General features: G+C 76.4%; 22 protein-coding genes. 5 read left to right on the forward strand and 17 right to left on the reverse strand.

Annotated elements, in window-relative coordinates:
• Positions 1-1,023, reverse strand: a complete 1,023-nt coding sequence (locus ACIPM1_RS16345; protein ID WP_402434578.1) for a zinc-dependent alcohol dehydrogenase — start codon at positions 1,021-1,023, stop codon at positions 1-3.
• 20 nt (positions 1,024-1,043) lie between these two features.
• Positions 1,044-1,946, reverse strand: coding sequence for a universal stress protein (locus tag ACIPM1_RS16350; protein ID WP_356188754.1), 903 nt, complete (start codon positions 1,944-1,946; stop codon positions 1,044-1,046).
• 308 nt (positions 1,947-2,254) lie between these two features.
• Here ACIPM1_RS16350 and ACIPM1_RS16355 point away from each other — a divergent pair, with 308 nt between their 5' ends.
• From ACIPM1_RS16355 to ACIPM1_RS16375, 5 genes are all read left to right on the forward strand, one after another.
• A complete protein-coding gene (locus ACIPM1_RS16355) occupies positions 2,255-3,979 on the forward strand; it encodes a SulP family inorganic anion transporter (protein WP_402434581.1) in 1,725 nt (574 codons plus the stop codon).
• Between the two features lie 390 nt (positions 3,980-4,369).
• Positions 4,370-5,353: an Acg family FMN-binding oxidoreductase gene (locus tag ACIPM1_RS16360; protein WP_402434584.1), complete on the forward strand. Its 984-nt coding sequence runs from the start codon at positions 4,370-4,372 to the stop codon at positions 5,351-5,353.
• Positions 5,354-5,599: 246 nt separating this feature from the next.
• On the forward strand, positions 5,600-7,552 hold the full coding sequence (locus ACIPM1_RS16365; RefSeq protein WP_402434587.1) for a PAS domain S-box protein: 1,953 nt from the start codon (positions 5,600-5,602) through the stop codon (positions 7,550-7,552).
• A 614-nt stretch (positions 7,553-8,166) separates the two neighbouring features.
• Positions 8,167-9,522: a nicotinate phosphoribosyltransferase gene (locus tag ACIPM1_RS16370; protein WP_402434590.1), complete on the forward strand. Its 1,356-nt coding sequence runs from the start codon at positions 8,167-8,169 to the stop codon at positions 9,520-9,522.
• Between the two features lie 144 nt (positions 9,523-9,666).
• A complete protein-coding gene (locus ACIPM1_RS16375; protein ID WP_402434593.1) occupies positions 9,667-10,119 on the forward strand; it encodes a universal stress protein in 453 nt (150 codons plus the stop codon).
• Between the two features lie 24 nt (positions 10,120-10,143).
• On the opposite strand, the gene ACIPM1_RS16380 is transcribed toward ACIPM1_RS16375, so the two are convergent.
• From ACIPM1_RS16380 to ACIPM1_RS16450, 15 genes are all read right to left on the reverse strand, one after another.
• Entirely contained in the window at positions 10,144-10,800 is a 657-nt protein-coding gene (locus ACIPM1_RS16380) for a TrkA family potassium uptake protein (protein WP_356188764.1), read from the reverse strand.
• Positions 10,797-11,456 carry a potassium channel family protein gene (locus ACIPM1_RS16385; protein WP_402434596.1) on the reverse strand — a complete coding sequence of 220 codons (660 nt, stop codon included), beginning with the start codon at positions 11,454-11,456 and terminating at the stop codon, positions 10,797-10,799. The genes ACIPM1_RS16380 and ACIPM1_RS16385 overlap by 4 nt, the downstream gene beginning before the upstream one ends.
• A gap of 65 nt (positions 11,457-11,521) precedes the next feature.
• Positions 11,522-14,407, reverse strand: a complete 2,886-nt coding sequence (locus ACIPM1_RS16390) for a cation-translocating P-type ATPase (RefSeq protein ID WP_402434599.1) — start codon at positions 14,405-14,407, stop codon at positions 11,522-11,524.
• Positions 14,404-15,069, reverse strand: a complete 666-nt coding sequence (locus ACIPM1_RS16395) for a DUF4389 domain-containing protein (RefSeq protein WP_402434602.1) — start codon at positions 15,067-15,069, stop codon at positions 14,404-14,406. Before ACIPM1_RS16395 ends, ACIPM1_RS16390 begins: the two co-directional genes overlap by 4 nt.
• A complete protein-coding gene (locus ACIPM1_RS16400; protein ID WP_402434605.1) occupies positions 15,066-15,809 on the reverse strand; it encodes an OsmC family protein in 744 nt (247 codons plus the stop codon). The genes ACIPM1_RS16395 and ACIPM1_RS16400 overlap by 4 nt, the downstream gene beginning before the upstream one ends.
• The gene (locus tag ACIPM1_RS16405; RefSeq protein ID WP_402434608.1) at positions 15,806-16,549 is read right to left on the reverse strand and encodes a CBS domain-containing protein; all 744 of its coding nucleotides are present in this window, start codon (positions 16,547-16,549) and stop codon (positions 15,806-15,808) included. Before ACIPM1_RS16405 ends, ACIPM1_RS16400 begins: the two co-directional genes overlap by 4 nt.
• Before the next feature lie 140 nt (positions 16,550-16,689).
• Complete coding sequence (locus tag ACIPM1_RS16410; RefSeq protein WP_402434611.1) at positions 16,690-17,313, reverse strand: V-type ATP synthase subunit D; 624 nt, start codon at positions 17,311-17,313, stop codon at positions 16,690-16,692.
• Positions 17,310-19,001: a V-type ATP synthase subunit B gene (locus tag ACIPM1_RS16415; RefSeq protein ID WP_402434614.1), complete on the reverse strand. Its 1,692-nt coding sequence runs from the start codon at positions 18,999-19,001 to the stop codon at positions 17,310-17,312. Before ACIPM1_RS16415 ends, ACIPM1_RS16410 begins: the two co-directional genes overlap by 4 nt.
• Positions 18,998-20,734, reverse strand: a complete 1,737-nt coding sequence (locus ACIPM1_RS16420; RefSeq protein WP_402434617.1) for a V-type ATP synthase subunit A — start codon at positions 20,732-20,734, stop codon at positions 18,998-19,000. Before ACIPM1_RS16420 ends, ACIPM1_RS16415 begins: the two co-directional genes overlap by 4 nt.
• Complete coding sequence (locus ACIPM1_RS16425; protein WP_402434620.1) at positions 20,731-21,249, reverse strand: hypothetical protein; 519 nt, start codon at positions 21,247-21,249, stop codon at positions 20,731-20,733. The genes ACIPM1_RS16420 and ACIPM1_RS16425 overlap by 4 nt, the downstream gene beginning before the upstream one ends.
• Complete coding sequence (locus tag ACIPM1_RS16430; RefSeq protein WP_402434622.1) at positions 21,246-21,464, reverse strand: V-type ATP synthase subunit F; 219 nt, start codon at positions 21,462-21,464, stop codon at positions 21,246-21,248. The genes ACIPM1_RS16425 and ACIPM1_RS16430 overlap by 4 nt, the downstream gene beginning before the upstream one ends.
• A gap of 3 nt (positions 21,465-21,467) precedes the next feature.
• Positions 21,468-21,878, reverse strand: coding sequence for an ATP synthase subunit C (locus tag ACIPM1_RS16435; protein ID WP_402434625.1), 411 nt, complete (start codon positions 21,876-21,878; stop codon positions 21,468-21,470).
• Positions 21,863-23,296 carry a V-type ATPase 116kDa subunit family protein gene (locus tag ACIPM1_RS16440; protein WP_402434628.1) on the reverse strand — a complete coding sequence of 478 codons (1,434 nt, stop codon included), beginning with the start codon at positions 23,294-23,296 and terminating at the stop codon, positions 21,863-21,865. Before ACIPM1_RS16440 ends, ACIPM1_RS16435 begins: the two co-directional genes overlap by 16 nt.
• The gene (locus ACIPM1_RS16445; protein WP_402434630.1) at positions 23,283-24,455 is read right to left on the reverse strand and encodes a hypothetical protein; all 1,173 of its coding nucleotides are present in this window, start codon (positions 24,453-24,455) and stop codon (positions 23,283-23,285) included. Before ACIPM1_RS16445 ends, ACIPM1_RS16440 begins: the two co-directional genes overlap by 14 nt.
• Positions 24,452-24,895 (reverse strand): hypothetical protein, encoded by a 444-nt coding sequence (locus ACIPM1_RS16450; RefSeq protein ID WP_402434633.1) that lies wholly within the window; start codon positions 24,893-24,895, stop codon positions 24,452-24,454. Before ACIPM1_RS16450 ends, ACIPM1_RS16445 begins: the two co-directional genes overlap by 4 nt.
• Positions 24,896-25,062 lie beyond the last annotated feature (167 nt).

Genomic DNA, 25,062 nt, shown 5'->3' on the forward strand with positions numbered 1-25,062 from the left:
TCAGCCTCCCAAGCCGAGGTCGAAGACGATCCGGGCCTTGACCTCGCCGCGCAGCACCTCGTCGACGGCCTCGTTGACGGCGGTGAGCGGACGGGTCTCGTGGATGACCCTGGTGCGGCCCGCGGCGTGCAGCTGGAAGACCTCGGCGAGGTCCTGCCGGGTGCCGACGATGGACCCGATCACCGAGGTGCCGTTGAGGACGGTGTCGAAGATCGGGACCCGGATCGTGCCGTGGGCCGGCAGAGCCACCATGACCAGCTTGCCGCCGCGCCGCAACCCGGAGTTGACCGCCGCGAAGGCCGTCTCGTCCACCGCGAGCGCGATCGCGGAGTGGGCGCCCCCGTGGCGCTTCAGCTCCTGGGCGACGTCCTGGGTGCGGGCGTCGATGACGAGGTCGGCGCCGAGTTCCGCCGCGAGTTCCAGCTTGTCGTCGGTGACGTCGATCGCGGCGACCCGAGCCCCGGCGATCTTCGCGTACTGCACCGCCAGGTGGCCGAGCCCGCCCACGCCCGAGATCGCCACGAGCTGGGCCGGCGCGGCGCCCGCGACCTTCAGGGCCTTGTACGTGGTGACGCCGGCGCAGGTCAGCGGGGCGGCGTCGAGGGCCGGGACGCCCTCGGGGACCGGCTGGGCGAAGTCGGCCCAGGCCAGCATCTTCTCCGCGTACCCGCCGTCGCAGCCGTATCCGGTGTTGACCTGCTCCTCGCACAGCGTCTCCCAGCCGGCCAGGCAGTGCTCGCAGCGTCCGCAGGCCCGACCGAGCCAGGGCACGGCCACGCGCTGCCCGACCGACAGATGGGCGACCCCCTCGCCGAGCTTCTCGACGAGGCCGACGCCCTCGTGGCCGGGCACGAAGGGCGGGTTCGGCTTCACCGGCCAGTCGCCGCGGGCGGCGTGGATGTCGGTGTGGCACAGCCCGGAGGCCTCCACGCGGATGCGGACCTGGCCGGGTCCGGGCTCGGGGTCCGGCCGTTCCTCGATGACCAGGGGGGCACCGAAGGCCCGTACGACCGCTGCCTTCATGGCTGCTGCTCCTCGGAGGGTCAGTGGTGTGCGACGACCGCGACGGGCGCGACGGCGTGGTGCAGGACGGCGTGGGTGATGTGGCCGATGTGGGTGCCGACCGGGCTGCGGCGGACGCGCCGGCCCACGACGACCAGGGAGGCGTCCCGGGAGGCGCCGATCAGCTGCTCCACGGCGCTGCCGAGGTGGGACTCCTCGGTGACCTCGACGTCCGGGAACTTCGTGCGCCAGGGGGCGACCAGGTCGGTCACGGCGGCGGCCTCGGTCCGCTCCAGAGTCCGCAGGTCGGGCTCGGGGGCCAGGCTGACGCCGTAGTACGGGGGCAGGCTCCAGCCGTGCACGATGCGCAGGGACGTGCCGCGGCGCGCGGCCGCGTCGAAGGCGAAGGCGAGCAGTGCCTCGCTGGTGTTCGCGGGGTCCAGACCGAGCACGACGGGCCGGAAGGGGGCCGCCGCGGACGGTATCCCGGCGGGGTCCGGCCGGTGCTCGTCCGCCGCCTGCTCCCCGGCGCGGACCAGGACCACGGGACGCTCGACGCGCGCCACGACGGCCAGGCCGACGGAGCCGACCATGAAGCCGCCGAAGCCGCTCAGGCCGCGCGAGCCGAGGACGAGCAGTTCGGCGTCGCCGGCCGCCTCGCACAGCGCCTCGGCGGGGCGGCCGGACATCTGCTCGGTGAGCACCTCGACTCCGGGGTGCCGCAGCCGCAGGCCCTCGGCGGCCTCGCGGGGCACCCGCTCGGTCCAGTGCTGGAGCGTCTCCGCGCCGAGCAGCGGCGCCTGCGCCATGGGGTCGGGGACCGGTTCCCAGACGTGGACGAGCTTCACGGGCAGTCCCCGCAGCTTCGCCTCGCGGGCCGCCCATTCGGCGGCGGCCCGGCTCTCGGCGGAGCCGTCGAGACCTACGGTGACGGTGGACGGCATGGTCTGCACCTCCTGGCAGCGAGTGATCCACCAAGAGCATCGTGGGCGGCGGTCGCGGCGGGCAGGGGCCGCTGGTCCCGCCTCCGGGCCGACCGACCCCATCGCCGGGCCGCGCGGCAGGGCCGTGCGGGCCGCGGGCCCGCGGCCGCCCCCCGGCGAGCCGCGGGGCGGTGGCCGTGGGGGCCGAACAGCCCCTGTGGCAGGGCCCGTTCGGGGGGGTGTGCGGACCGCGGCGGACGGGTCAGGGTGCGGCTCTCGCGGTCCGTCGGGCGCGGGAGGATCCTGGGGCCGGAGGGCGGAGGCGGCGCATGGCGGAGCACGCGGGCGGGCGCGGGGCGTGGTGGAGCCGTCCACTGCCGGGCCTCCGCACCCTGCTGGGCTACCGGCGTTCCTGGCTGCGGGGCGACCTGCTGGCGGGGGTCACGGTGGCCGCGTACCTGGTGCCGCAGGTGATGGCGTACGCGGGGGTGGCGGGACTGCCGCCGGTCGCCGGGCTGTGGGCGATCCTGCCCGCCCTTGGGCTGTACGCGCTGCTGGGGTCCTCGCGTCTGCTGTCGGTGGGCCCCGAGTCGACGACCGCGCTGATGACGGCGACGGTCGTCGCCCCGCTCGCCGCCGGTGACCCCGCCCGGTACGCCGCGCTGGCGGCCGGGCTCGCGGCCACCGTCGGACTGCTGTGCGTGGTGGCGCGGCTGGTGCGGCTGGGCTTCCTGGCGGATCTGCTGTCGCGGCCGGTGCTGATCGGCTACCTGGCGGGCGTGGCGCTGATCATGGCCGTGGACCAGCTGCCCAGGCTGACCGGGGTGCCGGTGACGGGGGCGGGCTTCTTCACGCGGCTGTGGTCCTTCCTGCGCCACCTCGGCCAGGCGCACGGGCCCACGGTGCTCCTCGCCGCCGCGGCGCTGGCGTTCCTCTTCGCGGCGGCGCGGTACGTGCGTGCCGTGCCCGGCCCGCTGCTCGCCGTCATCCTCGGCACGGCGGCCGTGGCCGCCTTCGACCTGGACGGCCGGTACGGCGTCGCGGTGATCGGCGAGGTTCCGTCCGGCCTGCCGGGCCTCGCCCTGCCGCGGCCGGGCGACCTCGCGCACCTGGTGCTGCCCGCGCTCGGCGTGCTCATCGTGGCGTACACCGACTTCGTGCTGACCGCGCGGGCGTTCGCGGGGCGCGACGACCGGCCCGGCCTCGACGCCGACCGGGAGTTCCTCGCCCTGGGCGCGGCCAACCTGGGCGCCGGCTTGCTGCACGGGTTCCCGGTGAGCAGCAGTGCCAGCCGCACCGCCCTGGCCGCCACGTCGGGCGCCCGGTCCCAGGCCTACGCCCTGTTCGCCGGGGCGGCGGTGCTGGCCGTGCTGCTCCTCCTCAGCCCGCTGCTGGCGCGCACGCCCTCCGCGGTGCTCGGCGCGCTGGTCGTCTACGCCGCCACCCGCATGGTCGATCTGGCGGGCTTCCGCCGGCTGGCGTCCTTCCGGCGCCGGGAGCTGCTGCTGGCCCTCGGCTGCCTGGCCGGCGTCCTCGCCCTGGACATCCTCTACGGCGTGCTCGTGGCCGTCGGCCTGTCGGTGGCGGAGCTGCTGACCCGGGTGGCCCGTCCGCACGACGCGGTGGAGGGGCTGGTGGCCGGCCTGGCCGGGATGCACGACGTCGACGACTACCCCGAGGCCCGCGCGGTCCCGGGGCTGCTCGTCTACCGCTACGACTCGCCGCTGTTCTTCGCCAACGCCGAGGACTTCCACCGCCGTGCCCTGGCGGCCGTCGACGCGCAGTCCACGCCGGTGCGCTGGTTCCTGCTCAACACCGAGGCCAACGTCGAGGTCGACATCACCGCCCTCGACGCGGTCGACGCGCTGCGCCGCGAACTCGCCGAGCGCGGCATCGTCTTCGCCCTGGCCCGGGTCAAGCAGGACCTGCTCGACGACCTGTCGGCCTACGGGCTGACCGACTCGGTCGGTACGGACCTGATCTTCCCGACCCTGCCCACCGCCGTCGCCGCCTACCACCGCTGGGCCGCGGGCCGGCCGGACCGGCCGGAGTGAGGCGTCTCCGCCGGCACCGCGTCGACAGGGCCGGGCGGGACCCCGGGGGCCTGTAAGGACCAGTTGGGGCCGGGCGGGGACCGTGGGGATCAGAGGCCAGGCGGGAGTCGTGGGGCCGGGGACCCGTGGGGGCCGGATGGGGCCGGGCGGGGCCCGGGGGGAGCCGTCGGGGCCGGGGCCCCGTGGAGATCGGTGGGGACCGGCCGGGACCCGTGTGGCCCATGGGGACCAGTTCAAGCCGGGCGGGGCCCGGGGGGAGCCGGGGTCGGGGACCCGTGGGGGCCGGTTGGGGCCGCACGGCCCCTCGTGGGCCGGTTCCGGGCGCTGCCAGGCTGGCACGGTCACCGACCGGCCGCGCGGACGGCAGGTCCGAGGCGGGAGGAGATCCCGATGAGCACCGCCATTCTCGACGTGCCCACCCTGGAGCGGCTGATCGCCGCCGCCGTGGCCGCGCCCTCCGTCCACAACACCCAGCCCTGGCGCTTCCGGCTCGATCCGGACACCGGCACGCTGGAGATCCGCGCCGCCGCGGAGCGGGGGCTGCGCCACATCGACCCGACCGGGCGGGCGCTGCACCTGTCCGTGGGCTGCGCCGTCCTCAACCTGCGGGTGGCGGTCGCCCACTTCGGCTGGGAGCCGGTCACCCGGCTGCTGCCGCGCCCCGACCGGCCGGACCTGCTCGCCACCGTACGACCGGCCGGCTCCGCCCGGAGTGCCGCCGTGCCGGGCCTGTACGAGGCGCTGTGGCGCCGGCACAGCAGCCGGTTCCCCTTCTCCGGCCGGCCGCTCCCCCCGGCCCTGCGCGCCGAGCTGGCGGAGGCCGCCCTGGCGGAGGGGGCGGTCCTGGACCTGCTCGAGCCGGACGACACCGAGCGGGTGCTGCGCGTCACCCGGGAGGCGGAGCACCGCAACACCGCCGACGCGGACCGGGCGGCCGAGAGCCGCCACTGGGTGCGCGAGCCGCGGGCCGCGGCCCTCGGTGTGCCGCCGGCGGCCCTGGGGCCGCAGGACTTCCGCGACCGGGTCCCGATGCGGGACTTCGGCGCCCACCGGCATCCGGCCGTGCTGGCGGCCCGCCCGTACGAGACCCGGCCGCTGATCGCCCTGCTGTCCACCGCGCACGACCGGCGCACCGACTGGCTGCGGGCCGGTCAGGCGCTGGAGCGCGTCCTGCTGGTGGCCACTGCCCACGGCGTACGGACCTCGCTGCTGCACCAGGCGCTGGAATGGCCCGACCTGCGCGAGCGGCTGGAGTGGTCCCGCACGGGCGGTGGGCGCGGCCACGCGCAGATGGTGCTCCGGCTGGGCTACGGCCCCGACGGCCCCCCGTCACCGCGCCGTACGGCCCGGGAGGTGCTCGCGGAGGAGGAGTGAGCCGCCCCGCCACGCCCCCCCTGTCACGCCCCCGCTCCCCTCCCCCGCCACCGTCCTGTCGCCCACGTCCCGCGCCACCGGCCCCGCGGCCGCCGATTGATCACAGCGGTCCGCGGCCGGTCGCGCCCGGTCCCGGTTGCATAACGCAACTGCCACCGCGCGGACAGTAGGAGACATGTCGGTGCGGGCGTCCCAGGGGTGCGTTGAGATGGCCGGAATTCACCTCAAGAGGCAGGCGGGACGGACTTGAGCACCTTTGTTGACGGGACGACACGGCCGGCGCACTCCGCGGCCGTCGACGGATGCCGCTGCGGCACGCAACTCCCGGACGTCGGACCGTCGGCCGCCGAGAAAAGGTTCCGCGGGCTGCTGGAGGCGGCGCCGGACGCGATGGTCATCGTCGACGACACCGGCACCATCAGACTGGTCAACGCCCAGACCGAGGCCCTGTTCGGCTACCGCCGCGAGGAACTGCTCGGCCGCCCCGTAGAGATGCTCGTCCCCCACCGCTTCCGCGCCCAGCACACCCGCCACCGCGACGGATACGCCGCCAACCGGCAGGTGCGCCCCATGGGAGCCGGCCTGGAACTGCACGGGCTGCGCAAGAACGGCACCGAGTTCCCCGTCGAGATCAGTCTCAGCCCCATGGAGACCACCGACGGACTGCTGGTGTCCGCCGCGGTCCGCGACGTCAGCGACCGCAAGGCGGCCGAGGCCCGCATCAACGAACTCGCCGCGCTGGTCGAGTCGTCGCAGGACGCCATTCTCGCCAAGACCCTCGACGGGTTCATCACCTACTGGAACGCCGCCGCCGCGCGGCTGTACGGCTACAGCGCCGAGGAGGCGATCGGCCGTCACGTGTCGCTGCTCGCACCGGCCGAACTGCAGGACGAGGTCAACGCGTTGCTGCAACGGCTGCGGCACGGCGAGAAGGTGGAGCACTTCGAGACCCTGCGGGTGCGCAAGAACGGCGCCCTCCTGGACGTCGACGTCACCCTGTGGCCGACCCGGGACGCCCGCGGCCGGGTCGTCGGCGCGTGCGCCATCGTCCGCGACATCAGCGACCGCAAGCGCGCGGAGGCCGAGCTCACGGCCCTGCTGGAACAGCAGCGCCACATCGCGCTCACCCTGCAGCGCAGCCTGATGGGGACGCCGCCCGCGCTGCCCGGCCTGGCCACCGCCAGCCGCTACCGGCCCGCCACCCAGGGCGCGGGTGTCGGCGGCGACTGGTTCGACCTGATCCCGCTGGGCGCCGGACGGGTCGGCGTCCTCATAGGCGACGTGATGGGCCGCGGCCTCGAAGCGGCCGCCGTCATGGGCCAGTTGCGCTCGGCCGCGCACGCGCTGGCCAAGACCGGGATGCAGCCCCGCCAGCTCATGCAGGCGCTGGACACGGTGGTCGCCGACCTGGACGTGCCGGACCAGCTCGTCACGTGCTGCTACCTGGTCATCTCCCCGGACGGCGGCAACGTGACCGTCTGCTCGGCCGGCCATCTTCCGACCCTGGTCGTCGGCCCGCACCAGGGCGTCCGCACGCTGCCCGCGCCGGTCAACGCCCCGCTCGGCGTGGGCAACGTCCTCTACGAGCAGTCCTGCACGGACATCGTCCCCGGTGCCACGCTCGTGCTGTACACCGACGGCCTGATCGAGACCCCGGGCAGCGACATCGAGGGTCGGCTCGACGAACTCACCGCCGTCCTGGAGAGGTTCTTCACCGGCTCCACCGAGCTGGAGGCCGCGGCCGACCACGTCCTCGGCACGCTGCTGCCGGACAGCGAGAGCCACAACGACGACGTGACCCTCCTGCTGGCCCAGCTGCCGGCCGCTCCGCTGGCCGCCGTCACCACGGACCTGTCCGCCACCCCGGCCTCCGTGCGCAAGGGGCGGGCCTTCCTCGACGCGGCGCTCGCCTCCTGGGACTGCGGCGCGACCGCCGACGACGCCCGGCTGCTGCTCTCGGAGACGCTCACCAACGCCGTCCAGCACGCCGAGGGGCCCATCGGCCTGCGCCTGTGCCGGACCACGACGGGCCTGACGGTCGAGGTGAGCGACCACAGCCCGCACCTGCCCCAGCCCCGCCTCGCCGCCGAGGACGAGGAGTCCGGCCGCGGCCTGCTCCTGGTACGCACCCTGGCCGAGAGCTGGGGCGTGCGGCCGACCGACGAGGGCAAGACCACGTGGTTCACGCTGAAGCTGTGAGCGGGGCTCCGGAGTGCCTGCCTGACCCGTGAACGGACCTGTGGGCCGGCCACATCGACGGAACGTCACGCCGCGGGATCCCCGCTCGCGACGGCGGGACCTCGCCGGCGCCCGTCCACGCGCCGGGCCCGCGCGGCCGGCCTCCCCCGCGACGCCCGCCGCGTCGCTTTCCGGCCGTACGCGGGCCCGGCACCGGGGCGGGTGTGACCGCACGTCCGCCCCTTCCGAGGAGCCGCCGTGGCGGCGGGCGCCGACCCCACACCGGCACCCGCCCGCGGGACGCGCCCCGCCACCCCCGAACCCGGCGGCGGCGGGGACGGCGGCACGGCGCGGCCGCCCGCAGGCGGACCGCGTCGCTCGGCGTCTCGCGGGCTCGGCTCCCATGCTCGTACCGCACACCGACGAGAAGCAGGGGCCGAACGGCTCCCCGCCCGGACCGACCGTCCCCCACCCCGGCCACCTCCCCCGCGGATCCGCGCACACCACGGCGCCTCCGCCTCCCGCCCACCGCCGTGGACCGATCGGCCCTTCCCCCGCGGGAGCGGGGCCGTGAGGCTGGGAGGGATCCGGGAGCACGGTGGGGCCCGCCGGACGGGCACGGGCAGGTGAGCGGCATGTCGGATGTGACGACCACGGACCTGTACGAGGTGACGATGGCCCTGTCCTACCTGCGCGAGGGCATGGACCGGCCCGCCACCTTCAGCCTCTTCGCCCGTGCCCTCCCGCCCGAGCGCGGCTTCCTGGTGAGCGCGGGCCTGGAACCGGCCCTGGACTACCTGGCGGCCTTCCGCGTCACGGACGACGACGTCCGCGACTTCGCGACCGCCCTGCACCGCCCGCGAAGCGACCTCGCCGCCCTGCGCGGCCTGCGGTTCTCCGGGCAGGTGCGCGCCGTGCCCGAGGGCCGGGCGGTGTTCGCGGGCGAGCCGCTGCTGGAGGTCACGGCCCCGATCGCCGAAGCGCAACTCGTGGAGACGTTCCTGCTCAACCAGGTCAGCCACCAGACGAGCATCGCCTCCAAGGCCGCGCGCTGCGTCCGGGCCGCCGCCGGACACCCCGTCATCGACTTCTCCCTGCGCCGCACGCACGGCACCTCCGCCGGGATGCAGGCCGCCCGGGCCGGCGCCCTGACCGGGTTCGCCGGCACCAGCAACGTCGCCGCCGCGGTCCGCTGGGGCCTGCGCGCCTCCGGCACGATGGCCCACTCCTACATCGAGGCGTTCCCCGACGAGGAGAGCGCCTTCCGCGCCTTCGCCCGCGCCCATCCGGGCCCCGTCACCTTCCTCGTCGACACCTACGACACGGTCCACGGCGTCCGGACGGCGGCGCGGGTGCTGCGGGACCTCGCCCGCGGGCCCGGCTGCGCCATCCGCCTGGACAGCGGCGACCTCGGGGACCTCGCCCGCCGCTCCCGGCGCGTGCTGGACGACGCGGGACTGCCGGAGGTGCGCGTCATCGCCAGCGGTGGCCTGGACGAGTACGCCGTAGACGACCTCGTGCGCTCCGGGGCGCCCATCGACGTGTACGCGGTCGGCACCCGCGTCGGCACGTCGGCGGACGCGCCCTACCTGGACTCCGCGTACAAGCTCGTGGAGTACGACGGGCACCCGGTGATGAAGCTGTCCTCGGCCAAGGTCACGGCGCCCGGCCGCAAGCAGATCCACCGCCGTCCCGGACGGCCCGATGTGATCGCCCTGCTGGACGAGCCGGCACCCGAGGGCGCGGAGTCCCTGCTGCGCACGGTGATGCGGGACGGACGCCGCACCGGCCCGCCCGACACCCTCGACGCCGCGCACGGGCGGCTGCTGGCCGACCTGGCCGCACTCCCCGAGGACGCGCTGAGGATCCGCGCCCCCCGCGCGCCCCGGCCGGAGATCTCCGCCCGGCTGGCCCGCGCCACCGCGGAACTCCGCGCGCGCCTGGCGGCCGGGGACGGCGTCTCCCCTCCCCTGGCCGGATCCGCCCGCTGACCGGGCGGCGGCGGACGTCCCGGCTGGCACAGTCCGGCGCGGCCGGGCAGCGTGGACGTAGCGACGCAGACGTGGAGACGTGGACGTAGCGACAGGGACGTAGCGACAGGGACGTAGCGACAGGGACTGCTGAGTGAGGTGGCCATGGAACCCTCAGAACCGCGACCGCGGGTGATCGTGGGTGTGGACGGCTCGCCGTCGTCGTACGCGGCGCTGCGCTGGGCGGCCCGGTACGCGGGCATGGTCGGCGGTCTCGTCGAGGCGATCCATGTCTGGGACACGCCGTCGTCGGTCGGCTGGAGCGGACCGGCGATCGACCCCGACTTCGACCTGGAGCAGGCGCGGGAGCGCTTCACGGAGGAGATCCGCAGCGTCTTCCCCGACGAGCACCCGGCCGATTTGAAGGAGCACCTCGTCGAGGGCGACCCGTCGGAGGTGCTGGTCCGGGCCTCGGAGGGGGCGGAGCTCCTGGTGGTGGGCAGCCGCGGGCACGGCCGCTTCCACCGCGCGATGCTGGGCTCGGTCAGCCAGCGCTGCGCGCAGCACGCGGCCTGCCCGGTCGTCGTGGTGCACCGGGAGCAGGAGGAGAAGCGCTGACCCGGCGGTCACCCGGGCGGCGGATCACTGGAACGCCGCGTGGATCTCGTGCTCGTCGGCGCTGTGCGAGACGAGCAGGAGTTCGTCGCCCGGCTCCAGCCGCATCGACGGGCTGGGCGCGGTCGGGTTGCCGCCGCGCACGACGGTCGCCACCAGCGTGCCCTCCGGCAGGGCGATGTCGCCCAGAGTGCGGCCGGCCGCCTTCGACCGGGTGGTGATCGCGGTCTCGATGATGCCGACGCCCGCGGTGCTCAGCCGCAGCAGGGCGACGGTGTCCGCGGCGCCCGTCGCCTCCTCGATCAGGGAGACGAGCGGCGTGGCCGCCGGTACGGCGATGTCCACACCCCAGCGGTGGTCGAACAGCCAGGCGTTCTCGTCGTCGTTGACCCGCGCGACCACCCGCGGCGCGGCGAACCGCCGCTTGGCGAGCAGGCTGATGACGAGGTTGTCCTCGTCCCGTCCGGTGGCGACGACCACCAGGTCGGCGCGCGCCACGCCGGCCCGCTCCTGGACGGCCGCCTCCCCGGCGTCGCCGACGAGGAGGTGGGCGTCGCACTGCCCGCGCAGCGCCTCGACGCGGTCCTCGTCGGCGTCGACCAGGGTCACGTGGTTGCCCGCGGCCGAGAGGACCTGGGCGACCCGGGTCCCCAGCCGGCCGGCGCCGGCGATGAGTACGTTCATGTGCCGAGCTCCTTGTTCAGGAAGCCGCGCAGCCGGCGCAGCGCCCGCGCGGCGACGGCGAAGGTGACCACGTCCTGGGGGGCGGCGGTGGTGACCCGGTGGGGGATGTGGGACCGCCCGTCGCGGGTCACCTCCACCACCCGGATCTCGCCGTCGACCTCGAACTCCGTGAGCTTCCGCCCGGCGAGGTAGCCGGGGAGGGTGGAGCGGACGAGGAGGGTCTCGCCGTTGCCGAAGGTGATGTCGGGGACGAGGTGGCGGTGGAGCAGCATCTGGTGGATGCGGTTGACCGACCAGGTGACGTCGCAGACCGTCGGGATGCCGAAGCCGTCGTAGAGGCCGGCGTGCCGGGGGTCGTGCACCCGGGCGAGGACGATGGGGACGCGGAAGGTCTCCTTGGCGGTCCGGGCGACGACCAGGTTGCTGTAGTCCCCGGAGGTGACGGCCACGAGCGCGTCGCTGTGGCCGATGCCCGCCTCCTCCAGCACGCTGCGGCTGAAGCCGTTGCCGACGTGGAACCGCCCCGGGAAGCCGGGCGGGAGACGGCGCCCGGCGGTCCGGTCGCGGTCGATCACGCGGATGTCGTGGTTCTCCCTGACCAGTTGGGCGGCCAGGACGGATCCCACGCGTCCGCATCCGGCGACGACGATTCTCATCGCGGGTCTCCTTCCGGTGTCATCGCGCATCCCTGTCCCGCCTCGTCGGGCGTCCCTGTCCCGCCTCATCGGGCGTCCCTTTCCGGCCTCATCGCGCACGTCTCCTTCCGGTCTCGTCGCGCGTCTCCTTCCGGTCGCGGCGCGCGCCCGCGCAGCCGCGCCTTGCGCGCCTCGTCGGCGAGCAGGGGCAGGACACCGACGGCGGCGAGGAGGGCCCAGTCGCCGGCCGTCAGCGCGGCGGTGTGGAACACGGCCTGCAGCAGGGGCAGATAGCTGATCGCGGCCATGATCCCGAGCCCGAGGAGACCCGCGGCGATCAGCCACGGGTTGCCGAATACGCCCGCCCGGAAGACGCTCTCGCGCTCGGTGCGGACGGCCAGCGCGTTGAAGAACTGGCTGACGACGATGCCCGCCTGGACCATGGTGATCGCCTCGCGGTAGACGGGGTTGTCGGCGGTGAAGTCGGCGTAGGGGATGCCGGAGTCGTGGATGCGCCAGAAGAACACCGCGCAGACGCCGAGCGCCTGGATGCCGCCGAGGAACAGGATGCGGCGCACGACGGCCCGGGAGAACAGCGGCTCGGTCCGCGGCCGCGGTGGCTGGTCCATCACGTCGGACTCGGGCGGTTCGGCGCCGAGAGCGAGGGCGGGCATCACGTCCGAGCCCAGGTCGATCGCGAGGACCTGCACCGCGGTGATGGGGACCAGCGGGAAGCCGGCGAAGGTGGCGGCGAGGATGGGCGCCAGCTCGCCGATGTTGTGGCTGAAGAGGTAGACGAGGAACTTCCGGATGTTCTGGTAGACGGAGCGGCCCAGGCGCACGGCCACGGCGATGGAGCCGAAGGAGTCGTCCAGGAGCACCATCTCCGCGGCCTCGCGGGCGACGTCGGTGCCGGAGGCGCCCATGGCCACGCCGATGTCGGCGTGCTTGAGGGCCGGGGCGTCGTTGGCGCCGTCACCGGTGACGGCGACGACCTCGCCGCGCCGCTGGAACGCGGTGACCACCCGCATCTTGTGCTCGGGGCTCACCCGGCACAGCAGCAGTTCGCCGGCTTCCGCCAGCAGCCGGTCCAGCGCCGTGTCGTCCAGGGCGTCCAGTTCCGCTCCGGTGGCCACGGTGGGCGCGGCGGACCGGACGATGCCGACGCGGCGGGCCACCGCCTCGGCGGTCAGGGGGTGGTCGCCGGTGACCATCACGATCCGGATGGACGCCCGGTGACAGGCCTCGACGGCCTCGTACACCTCCGGCCGGGGCGGGTCCTGCATTCCGGCCAGGCCGAGCAGGGTGAGGTCCGACTCGTCCTGGTCGCGCGTCCCGGGCGGGCCGGTGACCTCGCGTGCGGCGACGGCGAGGACCCGCAGGCCCTGCGCGGCCAGTGCGTCGGCCGCGTCCGTGACGCGCCGGCGCCCGGCGTCCGTGAGGGCTTCGGCGGTACCGGCGCGGTCCAGCCGGGTGCAGCGGGCGAGGACCTCCGACGGGGCGCCCTTGACCCGCACCCGCCGGGTGCCGTCCTCGTCGTGCACGGTGCTCATCAGCTTGCGCACCGAGTCGAAGGGGTGTTCGGCGATGCGCGGTGCCTTCGCCTCCTCGGCCGCCGTGTCCAGTCCGGCCTTGGCGGCGGCCACCAGCAGCGCGCCCTCGGTGGTGTCGCCGAGGACCCGCCAGTGGCCCGCGCCGGTGGGCGCCACGAGGCGGGCGTCGCAGCACAGGGCGGCCGAGCGGAGCAGTTCCCGCACCGCGTCCGGGTCGTCGACCCGCCCCTTGGGCTCGTAGCCCACTCCGGTGACGGTGTGCTCGCCGTCCGCGGCCCAGATCCGTACGACGGTCATCTCCGCCTGGGTGAGCGTGCCGGTCTTGTCGGTGCACACCACGGTGGTCGAGCCCAGCGCCTCCACGGCGAGCAGCTTCTTGACCAGGGCGTGGTGGCGGGCCATGCGCCGCACGCCGAGGGCCAGGGAGACCGAGAGGGTCGCGGGCAGGCCCTCCGGGACCAGCGCGACCATCACACCGAGCGCGAACACGAACGAGGGAACCAGGCCCTGGCCGGTGGGGAGCCGGATCGCGAACAGGGCGGCGCCGACCGCGAGGGCGGTGCCGGCGACCCGGCGGGCCATGACCGCCACCTGCCGCTGCAACGGGGTCTTCTGCCGGGGTGCGGCCGCGGTGAGCCGGAAGATCCGGCCGAACTCGGTGGCCTGGCCGGTGGCGAAGACGACCGCGCGGGCGGTGCCGGTGATGACGTCGGTGCCCATGAACACGCAGTCGCGGGCCCGCAGGACCTCCTCGGCCGTGTCGGGTCCCGCGGTGCGGCGTACGGGGTCGCTCTCGCCGGTGATGGCGGCGTTGCTGACCGTGAGGTCGTGGGCCTCGACCACCCGGCAGTCGGCGGACACGGTGTCCCCCGCCTCCAGCACCACCAGGTCGCCCGGTACGAGGTCGCGGACCGCCACCTCCTCGAGGGCGCCGTCGCGCAGCACCCGGCACCGGTGCGGCACCATCGCCTGCAGCGTCTGGGCGGTGCGCTCCGCGGAGTACTCCTGGGCGAACCCGATCGCGGCGTTGAGCGCCACCACGCACAGGATCGCCACGGCGAGTTGCAGGGTGCCCGGCTGGCGCGGGTCCTGCAGGGCGTAGGCGAGGAAGGTGATGCCGGAGGCGACGATCAGCACGACCGCGAACAGGTCGGTGAACTGGGCCGCCAGCTGCCGCCACACGGCGGGGCCGCGGGCGGCGGGCAGTTCGTTGGGTCCCTGGTCCAGCAGCCGTTGGCGTGCCGTCGCCGAGGCCAGTCCGCGGGGCGAGGTGTCCAGCGCGGCGAAGACGTCGGCGACGGCGAGGGTGTGGACGGGCCGCCCGGGGGACGGCGGGGCGGCGGGAGCCGGGGCCCCGCCGGCCGGGCCGCCCTCCCCGGGGGATGCCGAGCGGTCCGCCCGGGCGCGCAGCGCCTTCACGGGGTCTCGCCGGGTTCGGCACCGCCCTGGTCGAGCCGGAACGGCGGGTAGGCGTCGGTCATCAGGCCGGCGTAGACGGCGACGCGCAGCACCCACCGGTTCATACCGACGACGAGGTCGAACAGGCCGCGCGGGTAGGTTCCGGTGAACAGCAGGCAGAAGCCTCCGAAGACGGCGAGCAGGGCGATCAGCCCGCCGTCCCACCAGCCCAGGCGCAGGCCGCCCAGGAAGAAGGCGACGACCAGGTAGTGCGGCAGCGCCAGCAGCCACCACTTCACCAGCACCAGGCCGCGCGAGAGCCGTTCCGGGTACGCGATGGTCACGCGGGCCGGGTAGGAGGGCTCCTCGCCGAGGCTGAACGGCGGATAGCGGTCGGTGGCCAGGGCGCCGTAGGAGTAGTACGTGACCCGCCACGACCAGCGCAGCACACCGGCGTTGAAGTCGAACAGCGGCCGGGGGTAGCGCTCGGTGAACAGGATCGCGACGAAGGCGACGGCGCTGACCAGGACGAAGGCGATCCACAGGAAGACCAGCGCGATGTAGTGCGGAAGGGCCAGGAGCCACTTCACCAGCCACAACCAGCGCGACAGCGGCGCGTCGAGTTCCGCCCGCACGCGCACCGGAGGGCCCGGCGGGGAAGCCGCCGCCGGGGGGCCGCTCACGTTCGGCTCCGCTCCGGGGCCGGAGCAGGGGCCGTCGCCGGGGCCGGAGCAGGGGCCGTCGCCGTTTCGTCCGCGCCGGGGGCCGTCGCCGTCTCGCCCCCGCCGGGGGCCGTCGCCGTCTCGTCCGCGCCGCGTGCGATCTCCAGGCTGGTCTCCGGGACCTGCGCGAGCGTGTTGCTCACCGTGCAGTGGGAGACCACCGCGCGGAACGCGGGCAGCCGGTCCTCGGGCAGGGCGGGGGCGTGCACGGTCAGCGCGAGGCCGGCGACGCGGGCCGGCCGGTCGTCGGCCATGCGGAAGCGGGCGTCGACGCGCAGCCCCTCGCGGCTGATGCCGTGACGGTCCAGGAAGCGCCCGGCGTAGTGGGCGACGCAGGAGGCGACGGACGCCACGAACAGCTCGACGGGGGTGGGCGCGGTGTCCTTGCCGCCGTCGGGCTGCGGCTGGTCGACCGTGAGGACGTGGCCGCGGACGCCGATCTCGTAGGCGTCGCCCGCGACGGGCCGCACCTCGACCCGCCCGGGCGGGCCGCCGGGCGCGGGCTCCACGGCGGCGGCCTGGTAGAGCAGCATGCCCGCCAGGCGCCTGGCCTCCTCCGGCGTCAGCGACGCCCACAGCTCGCCCTTGTCCTGCGGGGTGCAGGAGGTCTCCAGGACGACCCGGTCCATGGAGGCGGGCAGTCCGGGCGGGACGAAGCGGGTCACGTCGATGGTGCGGCCGCAGCGCGTTCGGATGGTCATCTCGGCTCCCTGCCGGTCGAGCCGGCCGTCGTGGCCGGCTGGTGCCGCCGGGCGCCCCGGTCGGGGACGGCCCGGGCGGTACGGGTACGGGGTGGCTCGACGTCGAGGTCGGCGCCGCCGTAGGAGAAGGTGAGGGCCGGGTGGACCGCCACCACTCCGGGGACCGCCCGGCACAGGCGCACGACGACGGGCAGGTCGGTGGCGGAGTCGAGCCGGCCGGTCAGGGTGACGACGCCCTCGTCGCCCCGGACCCGGACGCGTCCGGGGTCGAGGCGCAGGGTGTGCTCCAGGACGTCGCGGCGGATCTCGTCGGCGAGGGCGGCGTCGCCGCGCAGGTAGGGCCACAGCAGGTCGCGGGCGCTGACGAGGCCGGCCAGCCGCCCGTCGGGCCCGACGACGGGCAGCCGTCGCACCTCGTGGCGCTCGTGGCGCTCCCTCGTCCGGGCCGCCTCGGCGATGCTCCACCCGGGGCGTGCCGTGACGGCGGGCGCGGTCATGAGGGCGGCGGCGGTCTCGGCGCCCACCCGCGCCGGGTCGGGCACGACGAGGCCGCGGCCCGCCTCGTGGCGCAGCAGGTCCGACGCGGAGACCACGCCGAGGGGGCGCCCCTCGGCGTCGACGACGGGCGGCGCCGTGACCCGGTGACGGTCGATAGTCCGCGCGACCTCCTTGAAGGCGCAGCCGGGCCGCACGCCGACCACCTCGCGGGTCATGACGTCGCCGACCGTGGAGTACCGCATGAAGTCCTCGGTTTCGCCGGTGGCAGGCCGGACGCCCCACCGCCCCCAGTCGACCGCCGGCCGCCGGGCGCCGTCTGGGGCCGAACAGTCCACCCGCGCCCGCGAAGGTCCCTCGGGTCCGTCCGGTGCGCCCGTGGCGTTCACCGCCGATGCGGGGTCTCCGCGGCGGCCCAGCGGCGGCGGACCGACTCCTCGTGCTCGGCCTGCTCCAGCGCCTGGTCGGCGGCGGCCAGTTCGGCGGTGAGCCGGGGGATCCAGTGGCGGCGCAGGGCGCGCACCCGCTGCCGGGTCCGGGTGGCCTCCTCGGTCAGCAGCGCGGCGGCGGTGCGGGCCACGGCGTACTCCGCTCCGGCGCCGACGGCGTCGCGGTAGGCGGTCTCGGCGTGCACCAGTGCGGTGGTGCGCGCCAGGGCCTCGCCGGGATCCCTGGCCGGGGGTGTCCAGTGGCTGCCGTCGGGGTGGCGGACGCCCATCAGGGCCGCCCACCGGACGTCGAGCGTCCCCGTGGCGGCCGGCGCCGCCTCGGCCACAGCCCCCTCCCCGGCGATCACCACTCCCTTCAGCAGCCACTCCTCCGCCTCGGCGGTCAGCGCGCGCCACCGTTCCTCGGCGGCCCGCGCCGTGTCCTCCAGCGCGCGCAGGCGGTCCAGGAGCAGGCGCAGCTTGCGCTCCAGCAGGTCCGCGCCGCGCTGCGCGGCGTCCAGCCGCCTGCGCAGCCTCAGCCGCCCGGCCCGCCCGGGAGGCTGCCGCGGCCGGGCGCTCACGGCCCGGCCTCCGCCCCGCCCGAACGGCCCGCCCGCCGCTCGGCCTCCGCGCCGCCCGGACCGTCCGCGGGTGGCTCGGCCTCCGCCCCGTCCGAACGGCCCGCCCGCGGCCGGGCGTCCTTGCCCTCCGCGCCGTCCGCACCCGGTCTCGCCGAGCCCGTCGCCGTGCCGCCCGCGACCGCGTCTCCGGGCGGGTCCGCGGGCGCGGCGGGGTCCGTCGCGTCGGGTCGCGGCGCCGTCCCGGCCGGCGGCGGGGCCGTACCCTCCGGCGGCGTGCCCGTCCCGGCCGACAGCGGGTCCGTAGCGTCCGGTGGTGGGGCCTCGGCGTGCAGGCGCTGGTGGAGCAGGTCCGCGGGGAGCATGGAGAGCTGGCCCGCGGGGAGGCGGAGCAGGACCTGCCAGGCGCGTTCGAGGGCTTCGGTGAGCGGGCGGTTCTCGTCGGAGCGCTGGGCGACGAAGTCCCGCAGGAACGCGTCCTCCATGTCGAGGTGGCGGCGGTCCGTCGCGCTGAGCGCGGACTGCCCGATCAGGTCGGCCAGTTCGCGGACCTGCCGGGCGCGCGCCAGCGCGGCGATCAGCTGGGCGGCGACCGCCGGGTGGTCCGCCCGGGTGCGGCCCGCCCCGGCGCCCGAGCGCAGCAGCCGGGACAGCGACGACAGGGGGTCCACGGGCGGGAACACCCCCTGGGCGTGGACGGCGGGCGACAGCACGATCTGGCCCTCCGTGATGTATCCGGTGAGGTCGGGCACCGGGTGCGTGATGTCCCCCGCCGGCATGGTGAGCACCGGCAGCACGGTCACGGATCCGGGACGGCCGCGGATCCTGCCGCAGCGTTCGTAGAGGGAGGCGAAGTCGCTGTAGAGGTAGCCCGGGTAGGCGCGCCGGGCGGGGATCTCGCCGCGGGAGGCGGAGACCTCGCGCAGCGCCTCCGCGTAGGCGGTCATGTCGCCCATCACCACCAGGACGTGACGGCCCTCGCCGAAGGCCAGGTACTCGGCCACCGTGAGCGCGATCCGCGGGGTCAGCAGCCGTTCGATCACCGGGTCGTCCGCGGTGTTGAGGAACAGGGCCAGCTCGCCCGCCGCGGCGCGCTCGCCGAGCCCCTCACGCACCGCCAGGGCCTCGGCGTGGGTGAGCCCCATGCCGGCGAAGACGACGCTGAACGGCTCGCCCGCGCACGAGGCCTGCGCGGCGATCTGCACGGCCAGGTCCAGATGGGGCAGCCCCGCCGACGAGAAGACGGGCAGCTTCTGGCCGCGCACCAACGTGGTGAGGACGTCGACGGCGCCGATCCCGGTCAGCACGGGCTCGGCGGGCGGCTCGCGCCGTACCGGGTTGATCGGCGCGCCCGCGACCTCGGCGGTGCGCGGGCCGAAGACGGGCGGGCCGCCGTCGACCGGCTCCCCGCGCCCGTTGCACGTCCGCCCGAGCCAGCCGGGCCCGACGGGGACGCGCAGCGGCGCGCCGGTGAACGCCACCCGGGTGCGGCGGGGGTCCATCCCGGCGGTGCCCTCCAGGGCCTGTACGAGGGCCAAGTCCCGGTCGACCTCCAGCACGAGCCCGTGGCGCAGCTCACCGTTCGCCAGGCGGATGAGGGCGAACTCGTCCCAGCCGACGCCCGACACGCCGTCGACCAGGACCAGCGGCCCGCGCAGCTCGCGTACGGAGGTGTACTCGACCTCGGTCACGGCACCTCCTTCAGCCGGGCCAGCACGGTGTCCCGGGCGGCGCCGATGCCCGCGGTGTCCCGTGGGCCGGCCTCCTCGCGCACCCGCAGCAGCGGCGTGAAGTCGACCTCCTCCACGGCGTCGGCGCGGGCCGCGGTGTCCGCCGTCCGCGCGCAGCTCTCGGCCACCGCCAGCACCGCGTCGGCGAGGGCGGCCGTCCGGGCGGGCGAGCAGTAGGCGTCCGCCGGGGACAGCGCGCTCTGCTGGAGGAGTCCCTCGCGCACCAGGCGCCCGGCGAGCACGCTCATCCGTTCGGCCGGGGGCAGGGCCGTGATGCCGACGAGTTCGACGAGGTCGGCGAGCCGGTCCGCCTCAGCGAGCAGACGGCCCACGCGTTCGCGGCGCTCGGCCCAGTCGGGGTCGGCCTGCCCGGCGGGGCCGCGGTCCAGGGTGGCCGTGTCCCGGGAGAAGGAGTCCGCCCAGGAGACCGCCGGGTAGTGCCGGGCGTAGGCGAGGTCGCGGTCCAGGGCCCACAGGCAGCGCACGAAGCGCTCGGTGTGGGCGGTGACGGGCTCGGTGAAGTCCCCGCCGGGCGGCGAGACGGCGCCGAGCAGGGTGACCGACCCGGTGCCGCCGCCGAGGGTCCGCACCGCCGCGGCCCGCTCGTAGAAGGCCGCCAGCCGGGAGGCGAGGCCGGCCGGGTAGCCCTCCTCGGCCGGGAGCTCCCCCATGCGGGCGGCGAACTCGCGCAGCGCCTCCGCCCAGCGGGAGGTGGAGTCGGCGATCACCACCACGTCGAGTCCCATGTCGCGGAAGTACTCGGCGACGGTGGCGGCGGTGTGCACGCCGGCCTCGCGGGCCATCATCGGCATGTCGGAGGTGTTGGCGAGGACGACGGTGCGGTCGGCCAGCAGGCCGCCGGTGCGCGGGTCCTCCAGCCGGGACAGGTCGGCGATCACCTCGGCCATCTCGTTGCCGCGTTCGCCGCATCCGACGTAGACGATCACGTCCGCGTCGCACCATTTGGCGATCTGCTGGAGCAGCATCGTCTTGCCGGTGCCGAAGCCGCCGGGGACGGCGACGGTGCTGCCGCGCGCCACGGGGAAGAGCAGGTCGATGACGCGCTGGCCGGTGATCAGCGCGGTGGTCGCCGCGAGACGCTCCCGCACGGGCCGCGGCGCGCGCACGCCGCAGGGTTCGGCGAGCCGTACGGGGGTGCCGCCGACGACGGCCACCACGTCGTCCTCGCCGTACCGCCCGGCGGGCGCGAGGTCCGCGACGGTGCCGGAGCAGCCCGCGGGGACCAGGATCCGCAGGCCGCGGCCGGGACCGCCCGGCACGTCGCCGAGGACGTCGCCGGGGGCCACCCGCTGTCCTTGGGCGGCGCGGGGGGTGAAGGGCCAGGTCCGGGCGGGGCCGGCGGTCCGGGCGGGCAGGGCGGCGAGCAGCCGGTCGCCGGCGGCGGAGAGCGGGCGCAGCAGGCCGTCGAAGACGCCGCCGAGCAGGCCGGGCCCGAGCCGTACGGTGAGCGGGCGGCCCTGCGGCCGGACGGGGTGGCCGGGGGCCAGTCCACCGGTGTAGGCGTAGGCCTGGGCGGTGGCGATGTCCCCCGTGATGGCGACGACCTCGGCGGCCAGCCGGGCCTCACCGAGGAGCACCAGGTCGTTCATGGCGATCCCGGGGACGTAGCCGAACTGGATCAGTGGTCCGGCCACCCGGACCACCGAGGACGCCGGAGCGGGGGCCTCCGTCACGGCGTCCACAGCTCCTGTACCCGTGGGCCGAAGCGGTCGAGGGCGCGTTCGGCGAGGGCGGCCGGGGTGAGGTCGAGCCGGCGGCCGGGCACCTCGGCGACGATCCCGCCGTCCGTGCCGGGGTGGACGACGGCGTCGGCGCCGAGGGTGTCGCGGGCCCGCCGGGTGAGCGCGTCGAGCAGGTCGTCGCGGTGCCCGGCCGCCGTCCGTACGCCGTCGGCGACCTCCCGGCGGAACTCCTCGTACGCCTCTCGGCGGGCGCCCAGCCGGGCCCGCGCGGCGTCGTGGCGGGCGTGGACGAGTTCCCGGGCCGCGGCGGCGACGCCGTCCCGGCGGCCCGCCGCGCGGGCCCGGGCCAGCACGGCGTCGGCCCGCGAGCGGGCCGCCTCCAGGGTGGCCTGCGCCTCGGCCCGGGCGCGGGCCAGCGCGACCGCGCGGGCCTCGCGGGCCTCGGCGAGCAGGGCCTCGCGGACCGGTTCCAGGCCGTCGTCGGCACGGGCGCGCGGCGCGGTCATACCGGCAGCACCACCGTCAGCGGGGGCTGCGTGTCGAGCCGGGCACCCAGCGCCTCGGCCGCCCGGGGGGTGAGGACGACCAGGGCGACCTCGGGGGGCAGGCCCCGCCAGGCCTCTCTCGCCGCCTCGGGCTCCTCGGCCGCGAGGACCACTGCTCCGGCGAGGGCCAGCCCGCAGACCCGGTCCCGCTCGCCGATGGCGGCCACCGTCGACATCGTTCAGGCCTTTCCGATGAGCAGGATCGCGACGACCAGGCCGTAGACGGCGATCCCCTCGGCCAGGCCGACGATCACCATGGCCCGGCCGAACAGCTCGGGCCGCTCGCTGAGGGCCGCGAGGGCGGCGGCCCCGGTGTAGGCGACGGCGGCGGCCGCGCCGATCGACGCTCCGCCCACCGCGATGGCGGCCGCGATCAGGGCCGTGCCGTTGGCGCCGCCCGCGCCCGCGGTGCCGGCGGCCTCGGCGGCCGAGGACAGCGTGGTCAGCACCAGCAGGAGGGCGCCCCCGAGGAGCACCGCGTCGGCGGCGAGGATCCACCGCAGGGCCTGCCGGGGCCGCCGTCGCGCGAGGAACCGCACGGCGGCGAGGACCGCGCCGACGAGGGGCAGGACGATCAACCAGGTGAGCATGCGGTCACCTCCGCATCGGTGCCGGCCGGCACCGGGCCGGCCGACTTGACGTACCAGGGACGGAACGGCCGGCCCTGGAACTCGAAGAGCCGGGAGAAGAGCTCGTAGTACTCCAGCCGCAGGGCCTGCACGCCGGCCACCAGGGCCTCCAGCGCGAAGGTGACGGCGGTTCCCACCACGAGGACGACGGCGGCGCCGGCGAGCGCGGCGCCGCCGTGCCGGGCCAGTCCGGCGGTGCCCCGCCAGACGACGTCGGCCAGGGCGGCGTGCGTGAGCCCGAAGGCGGCCAGCCGGGCGAAGGAGAGCGTGTTGGTGCCGACGCGGACGACCACGTCGAGCAGGCGTACGGCCGTCTCGGTGCCGCCTTCCAGGCCGCCCGCCGTGGTGCGGAAGATGCCCACCGCGGTGAGTCCGAGCCCCAGCACGGCGACCGACGCGCCCGCGGTGGCGGGCACCGTGCGGTGCGTGGCGAGCGCCAGTACGGTGAGCGCGAGCCCGAGGTGGACGGCGAGCCCGGCGCAGCCCGTCGACGCCAGCACGGACCACCCCGGCCCCTGTTCGCGCCACCGGTTGACGGCGCCCGCCCCGTGGGCCATTGCCAGCAGCAGTGCGCCGAACCCCACGGCGGCGATCAGCAGCCGCTCGGGGTCCTCCAGCGGGTTCAGCCACAGCACCGGCAGGAGGTGGGTGGGGCCGAAGAACTCCCCGTAGGCGAAGCCCGCCAGGATGCCGCACACCCCGGCGCCCACGAGGAACGGCCAGGCCGCGCGGACGCCGGCCAGGCGACGGGGTGCACGGCGCCACAGCAGCAGGCCCGTCAGCACCAGCAGGGCCCCGTGGCCGACGTCGCCGAACATGACCCCGAACATCACCACGTACGCGATCCCGGCCGGCCAGGACGGGTCGAGGTCGGCGTACGGCACGGTGCCGTACGCCGAGACCAGCGGGGTGAAGGACGCGCGGCGGGGCGCTCGGGCGCCGCGCAGCAGCGTGGGCGGCTCCACGCCCCGGGGGCGGCGCAGGCGCACGAAGGCGGCTCCGGTGCCCCGCAAACGGTCGGCCATTCCCACCACGGCGCCGGACGGGCACCAGCCGGCCAGCGCCGCGACCTCGCCCTGCCGGACGGCGCTGCGCGCCCGTTCCTCCAGTTCGGCCTCGCCCTTGAGCAGGGCCGGGGCGGTCACCGGTGCGGGCCCGTCCGCGCCGGGGGGTTCCGTGGCCAGCAGCGGCGGGCCGGGATGGCCGCCGGCCGCATGGAGGCGGCGCGCGGCGGGCCCGGGTTCCAGCCCCTCCGCCACGTCCAGTTCCACGCAGCCCGCCTCGGCCACCCGTACCAGGGCGCCGCGCAGCCCGGTGCGCGGGACCACGACGGCCACGCGGCGCATCCTGACCGGCAGCAGGTTCTCAGACCAGGGCATCGAGCACCTCCGGCCGTGCGCCGCCGCGCGCCGCCAGCGCGAGGGCGGCCCGTACCGCCCAGGCGTCCGCGGAGAGTACGGCGACCGCGCCGACGACGGCCGTGGCGTCGTGCCGCACCGTGTGCGCCATGCTCCGGCCGTCCGCCTCCAGCGTGTGCCACCAGCGCAGTTCGGCCCGCCAGAGGTCCGCGGGGGTGTCGACGCCGGCCATGACCCAGGCGGCCGCGGGCGGCAGGGCGTGGCGGAAGTCGGCCCAGGAGGCCGCGTTCACGGCCCGTGCGCCCAGGACGGCCGTGGCGCCGCGGCGGGCGCCGGCGGCCGGGGTACGCCCGTGCACGAAGCGTTCCCGGGCGGTGAGCACGGCGGCCCGGCCGGCCGCCCAGCGGCGGGCGCCGGGGACGGCTGCGGCGGTGCGCAGCGCGACCGTCAGCCGCATCGAGGCCAGGATCGCGGCGGGTGTCTCACCCCCGGGATCGCCCCAGGAGGAGGCCGTGAGCGCGGCCCGCAGCGCGCCCGGCGTGCCCGCCCGCGACAGACCGCGCCACGCGGTGGCCAGGGCGCCCAGGTCGTAGGGCGGCACGACGGGGGTCACCGTGTACGCCGACCGCGTGGTGCGCGGCTCCAGGGGTGCGGTGCCCGCACCGTCGGCCGGTCGCGTGTACCGGGGTTCCTCGGGGGCCGGTTCGCCGGTCGCCGGTTCGGCGCTCGCCGGACGGCCGGCTTCCGGACGGTGGGCCGCCGGTTCGCCGTCGGCCGTTCCGGGCGCCGGGCCCGCGCGCGGCGCTTCCGCGTGCGGTGGCGCGGTGGGGAGCGGCGCGGTGGGCGCGGGAGAGGGGGCGGCCGGAGAGGGGCGCAGGCGGGCCGCGACGTTGGCGATCTCGAAGCCCGCCGCGAGCGGGCGCAGCATCGTCACCCCGCCGCGGGGCAGCCACCCGGCGAGGACCCGCAGATGCCACAACAGGGTGGCCGCCACGGCCCGCTGGGCCGCGGGCAGCGAGGTGGCGGCCCGCACCCGGGGATGGTAGGGAGTGCCCGCCAGCAGGCGCAGCGCCTCGTCGAGGCCGGAGGTGCGGGCGAGCTCCCGGGCGCCGTCCAGGCCGGCGCAGCGGGAGGCGAGGGCGCGGGCCCTGATCGCTCCCGCCACCCACCCGGCGCTCATCCGGCTCCCCCGCCGTCGGCCGGTACGCGCAGGGCGTCCCGGACCACCCGCGCCACCAGCGCGGGCATCCTGTCCCCGGCCCGGCGCCGCAGCGCGCGTGCCGCCGCGGCGCCGTCCCGGCGGATGCGGTCCGCCTCCTCGGCGACGGCGCCGCGTCCGGCGGCGAACCCGGCCGCGCGGGCCTCGGCCCGTCCGGCGAGGGCGCCGGTCACGATCTCCTCGGCCCGCTCCCGGGCCTCCCGGCGCACCGCGTCGGCGTCGCGCCGTCCCGCGCGGCGGATCTCGTCCGCCTCCTCCTGCGCGGCGGCGAGCAGCGCGAACAGCGGCCGCACCTCCGTCGCACGTTCCGCCGCGCGGTCGGCGGGCACACCGACGGCCGCTGCTCCGGCCGTGCCGACGCGGCGGAAGCGGGCGAGGAAGTCACGGAATCGCAGCACCATCTTCTCGGGGCCTCTCCGGACCCTTTCCGGATCCTCTCCGGCTTCTCCGGATCCTCTCCGGCGGGGCGTCATCCTTCAGTCTCAGCCTCCACCCGCGCCCTGTCCTGCGTTGAGGGGCTGGGTGCCTCCATCGGTGGACCGTCCGGCCCTAGGCGGCCGGCACCCGG

The sequence above is a fragment of the Streptomyces sp. NPDC086766 genome (assembly GCF_044746005.1).
Lineage (GTDB): Bacteria > Actinomycetota > Actinomycetes > Streptomycetales > Streptomycetaceae > Streptomyces.

Bases quoted from the DNA above. Each gene is read 5' to 3' on its own strand.
- ACIPM1_RS16345 (WP_402434578.1), bottom strand. From the start codon at position 1,023: ATGAAGGCAGCGGTCGTACGGGCCTTCGGTGCCCCCCTGGTCATCGAG.
- ACIPM1_RS16350 (WP_356188754.1), bottom strand. From the start codon at position 1,946: ATGCCGTCCACCGTCACCGTAGGTCTCGACGGCTCCGCCGAGAGCCGG.
- ACIPM1_RS16355 (WP_402434581.1), top strand. From the start codon at position 2,255: ATGGCGGAGCACGCGGGCGGGCGCGGGGCGTGGTGGAGCCGTCCACTG.
- ACIPM1_RS16360 (WP_402434584.1), top strand. From the start codon at position 4,370: ATGAGCACCGCCATTCTCGACGTGCCCACCCTGGAGCGGCTGATCGCC.
- ACIPM1_RS16370 (WP_402434590.1), top strand. From the start codon at position 8,167: ATGTCGGATGTGACGACCACGGACCTGTACGAGGTGACGATGGCCCTG.
- ACIPM1_RS16375 (WP_402434593.1), top strand. From the start codon at position 9,667: ATGGAACCCTCAGAACCGCGACCGCGGGTGATCGTGGGTGTGGACGGC.
- ACIPM1_RS16380 (WP_356188764.1), bottom strand. From the start codon at position 10,800: ATGAACGTACTCATCGCCGGCGCCGGCCGGCTGGGGACCCGGGTCGCC.
- ACIPM1_RS16385 (WP_402434596.1), bottom strand. From the start codon at position 11,456: ATGAGAATCGTCGTCGCCGGATGCGGACGCGTGGGATCCGTCCTGGCC.
- ACIPM1_RS16400 (WP_402434605.1), bottom strand. From the start codon at position 15,809: ATGACCATCCGAACGCGCTGCGGCCGCACCATCGACGTGACCCGCTTC.
- ACIPM1_RS16405 (WP_402434608.1), bottom strand. From the start codon at position 16,549: ATGCGGTACTCCACGGTCGGCGACGTCATGACCCGCGAGGTGGTCGGC.
- ACIPM1_RS16425 (WP_402434620.1), bottom strand. From the start codon at position 21,249: ATGACCGCGCCGCGCGCCCGTGCCGACGACGGCCTGGAACCGGTCCGC.
- ACIPM1_RS16430 (WP_402434622.1), bottom strand. From the start codon at position 21,464: ATGTCGACGGTGGCCGCCATCGGCGAGCGGGACCGGGTCTGCGGGCTG.
- ACIPM1_RS16435 (WP_402434625.1), bottom strand. From the start codon at position 21,878: ATGCTCACCTGGTTGATCGTCCTGCCCCTCGTCGGCGCGGTCCTCGCC.
- ACIPM1_RS16440 (WP_402434628.1), bottom strand. From the start codon at position 23,296: ATGCCCTGGTCTGAGAACCTGCTGCCGGTCAGGATGCGCCGCGTGGCC.
- ACIPM1_RS16445 (WP_402434630.1), bottom strand. From the start codon at position 24,455: ATGAGCGCCGGGTGGGTGGCGGGAGCGATCAGGGCCCGCGCCCTCGCC.
- ACIPM1_RS16450 (WP_402434633.1), bottom strand. From the start codon at position 24,895: ATGGTGCTGCGATTCCGTGACTTCCTCGCCCGCTTCCGCCGCGTCGGC.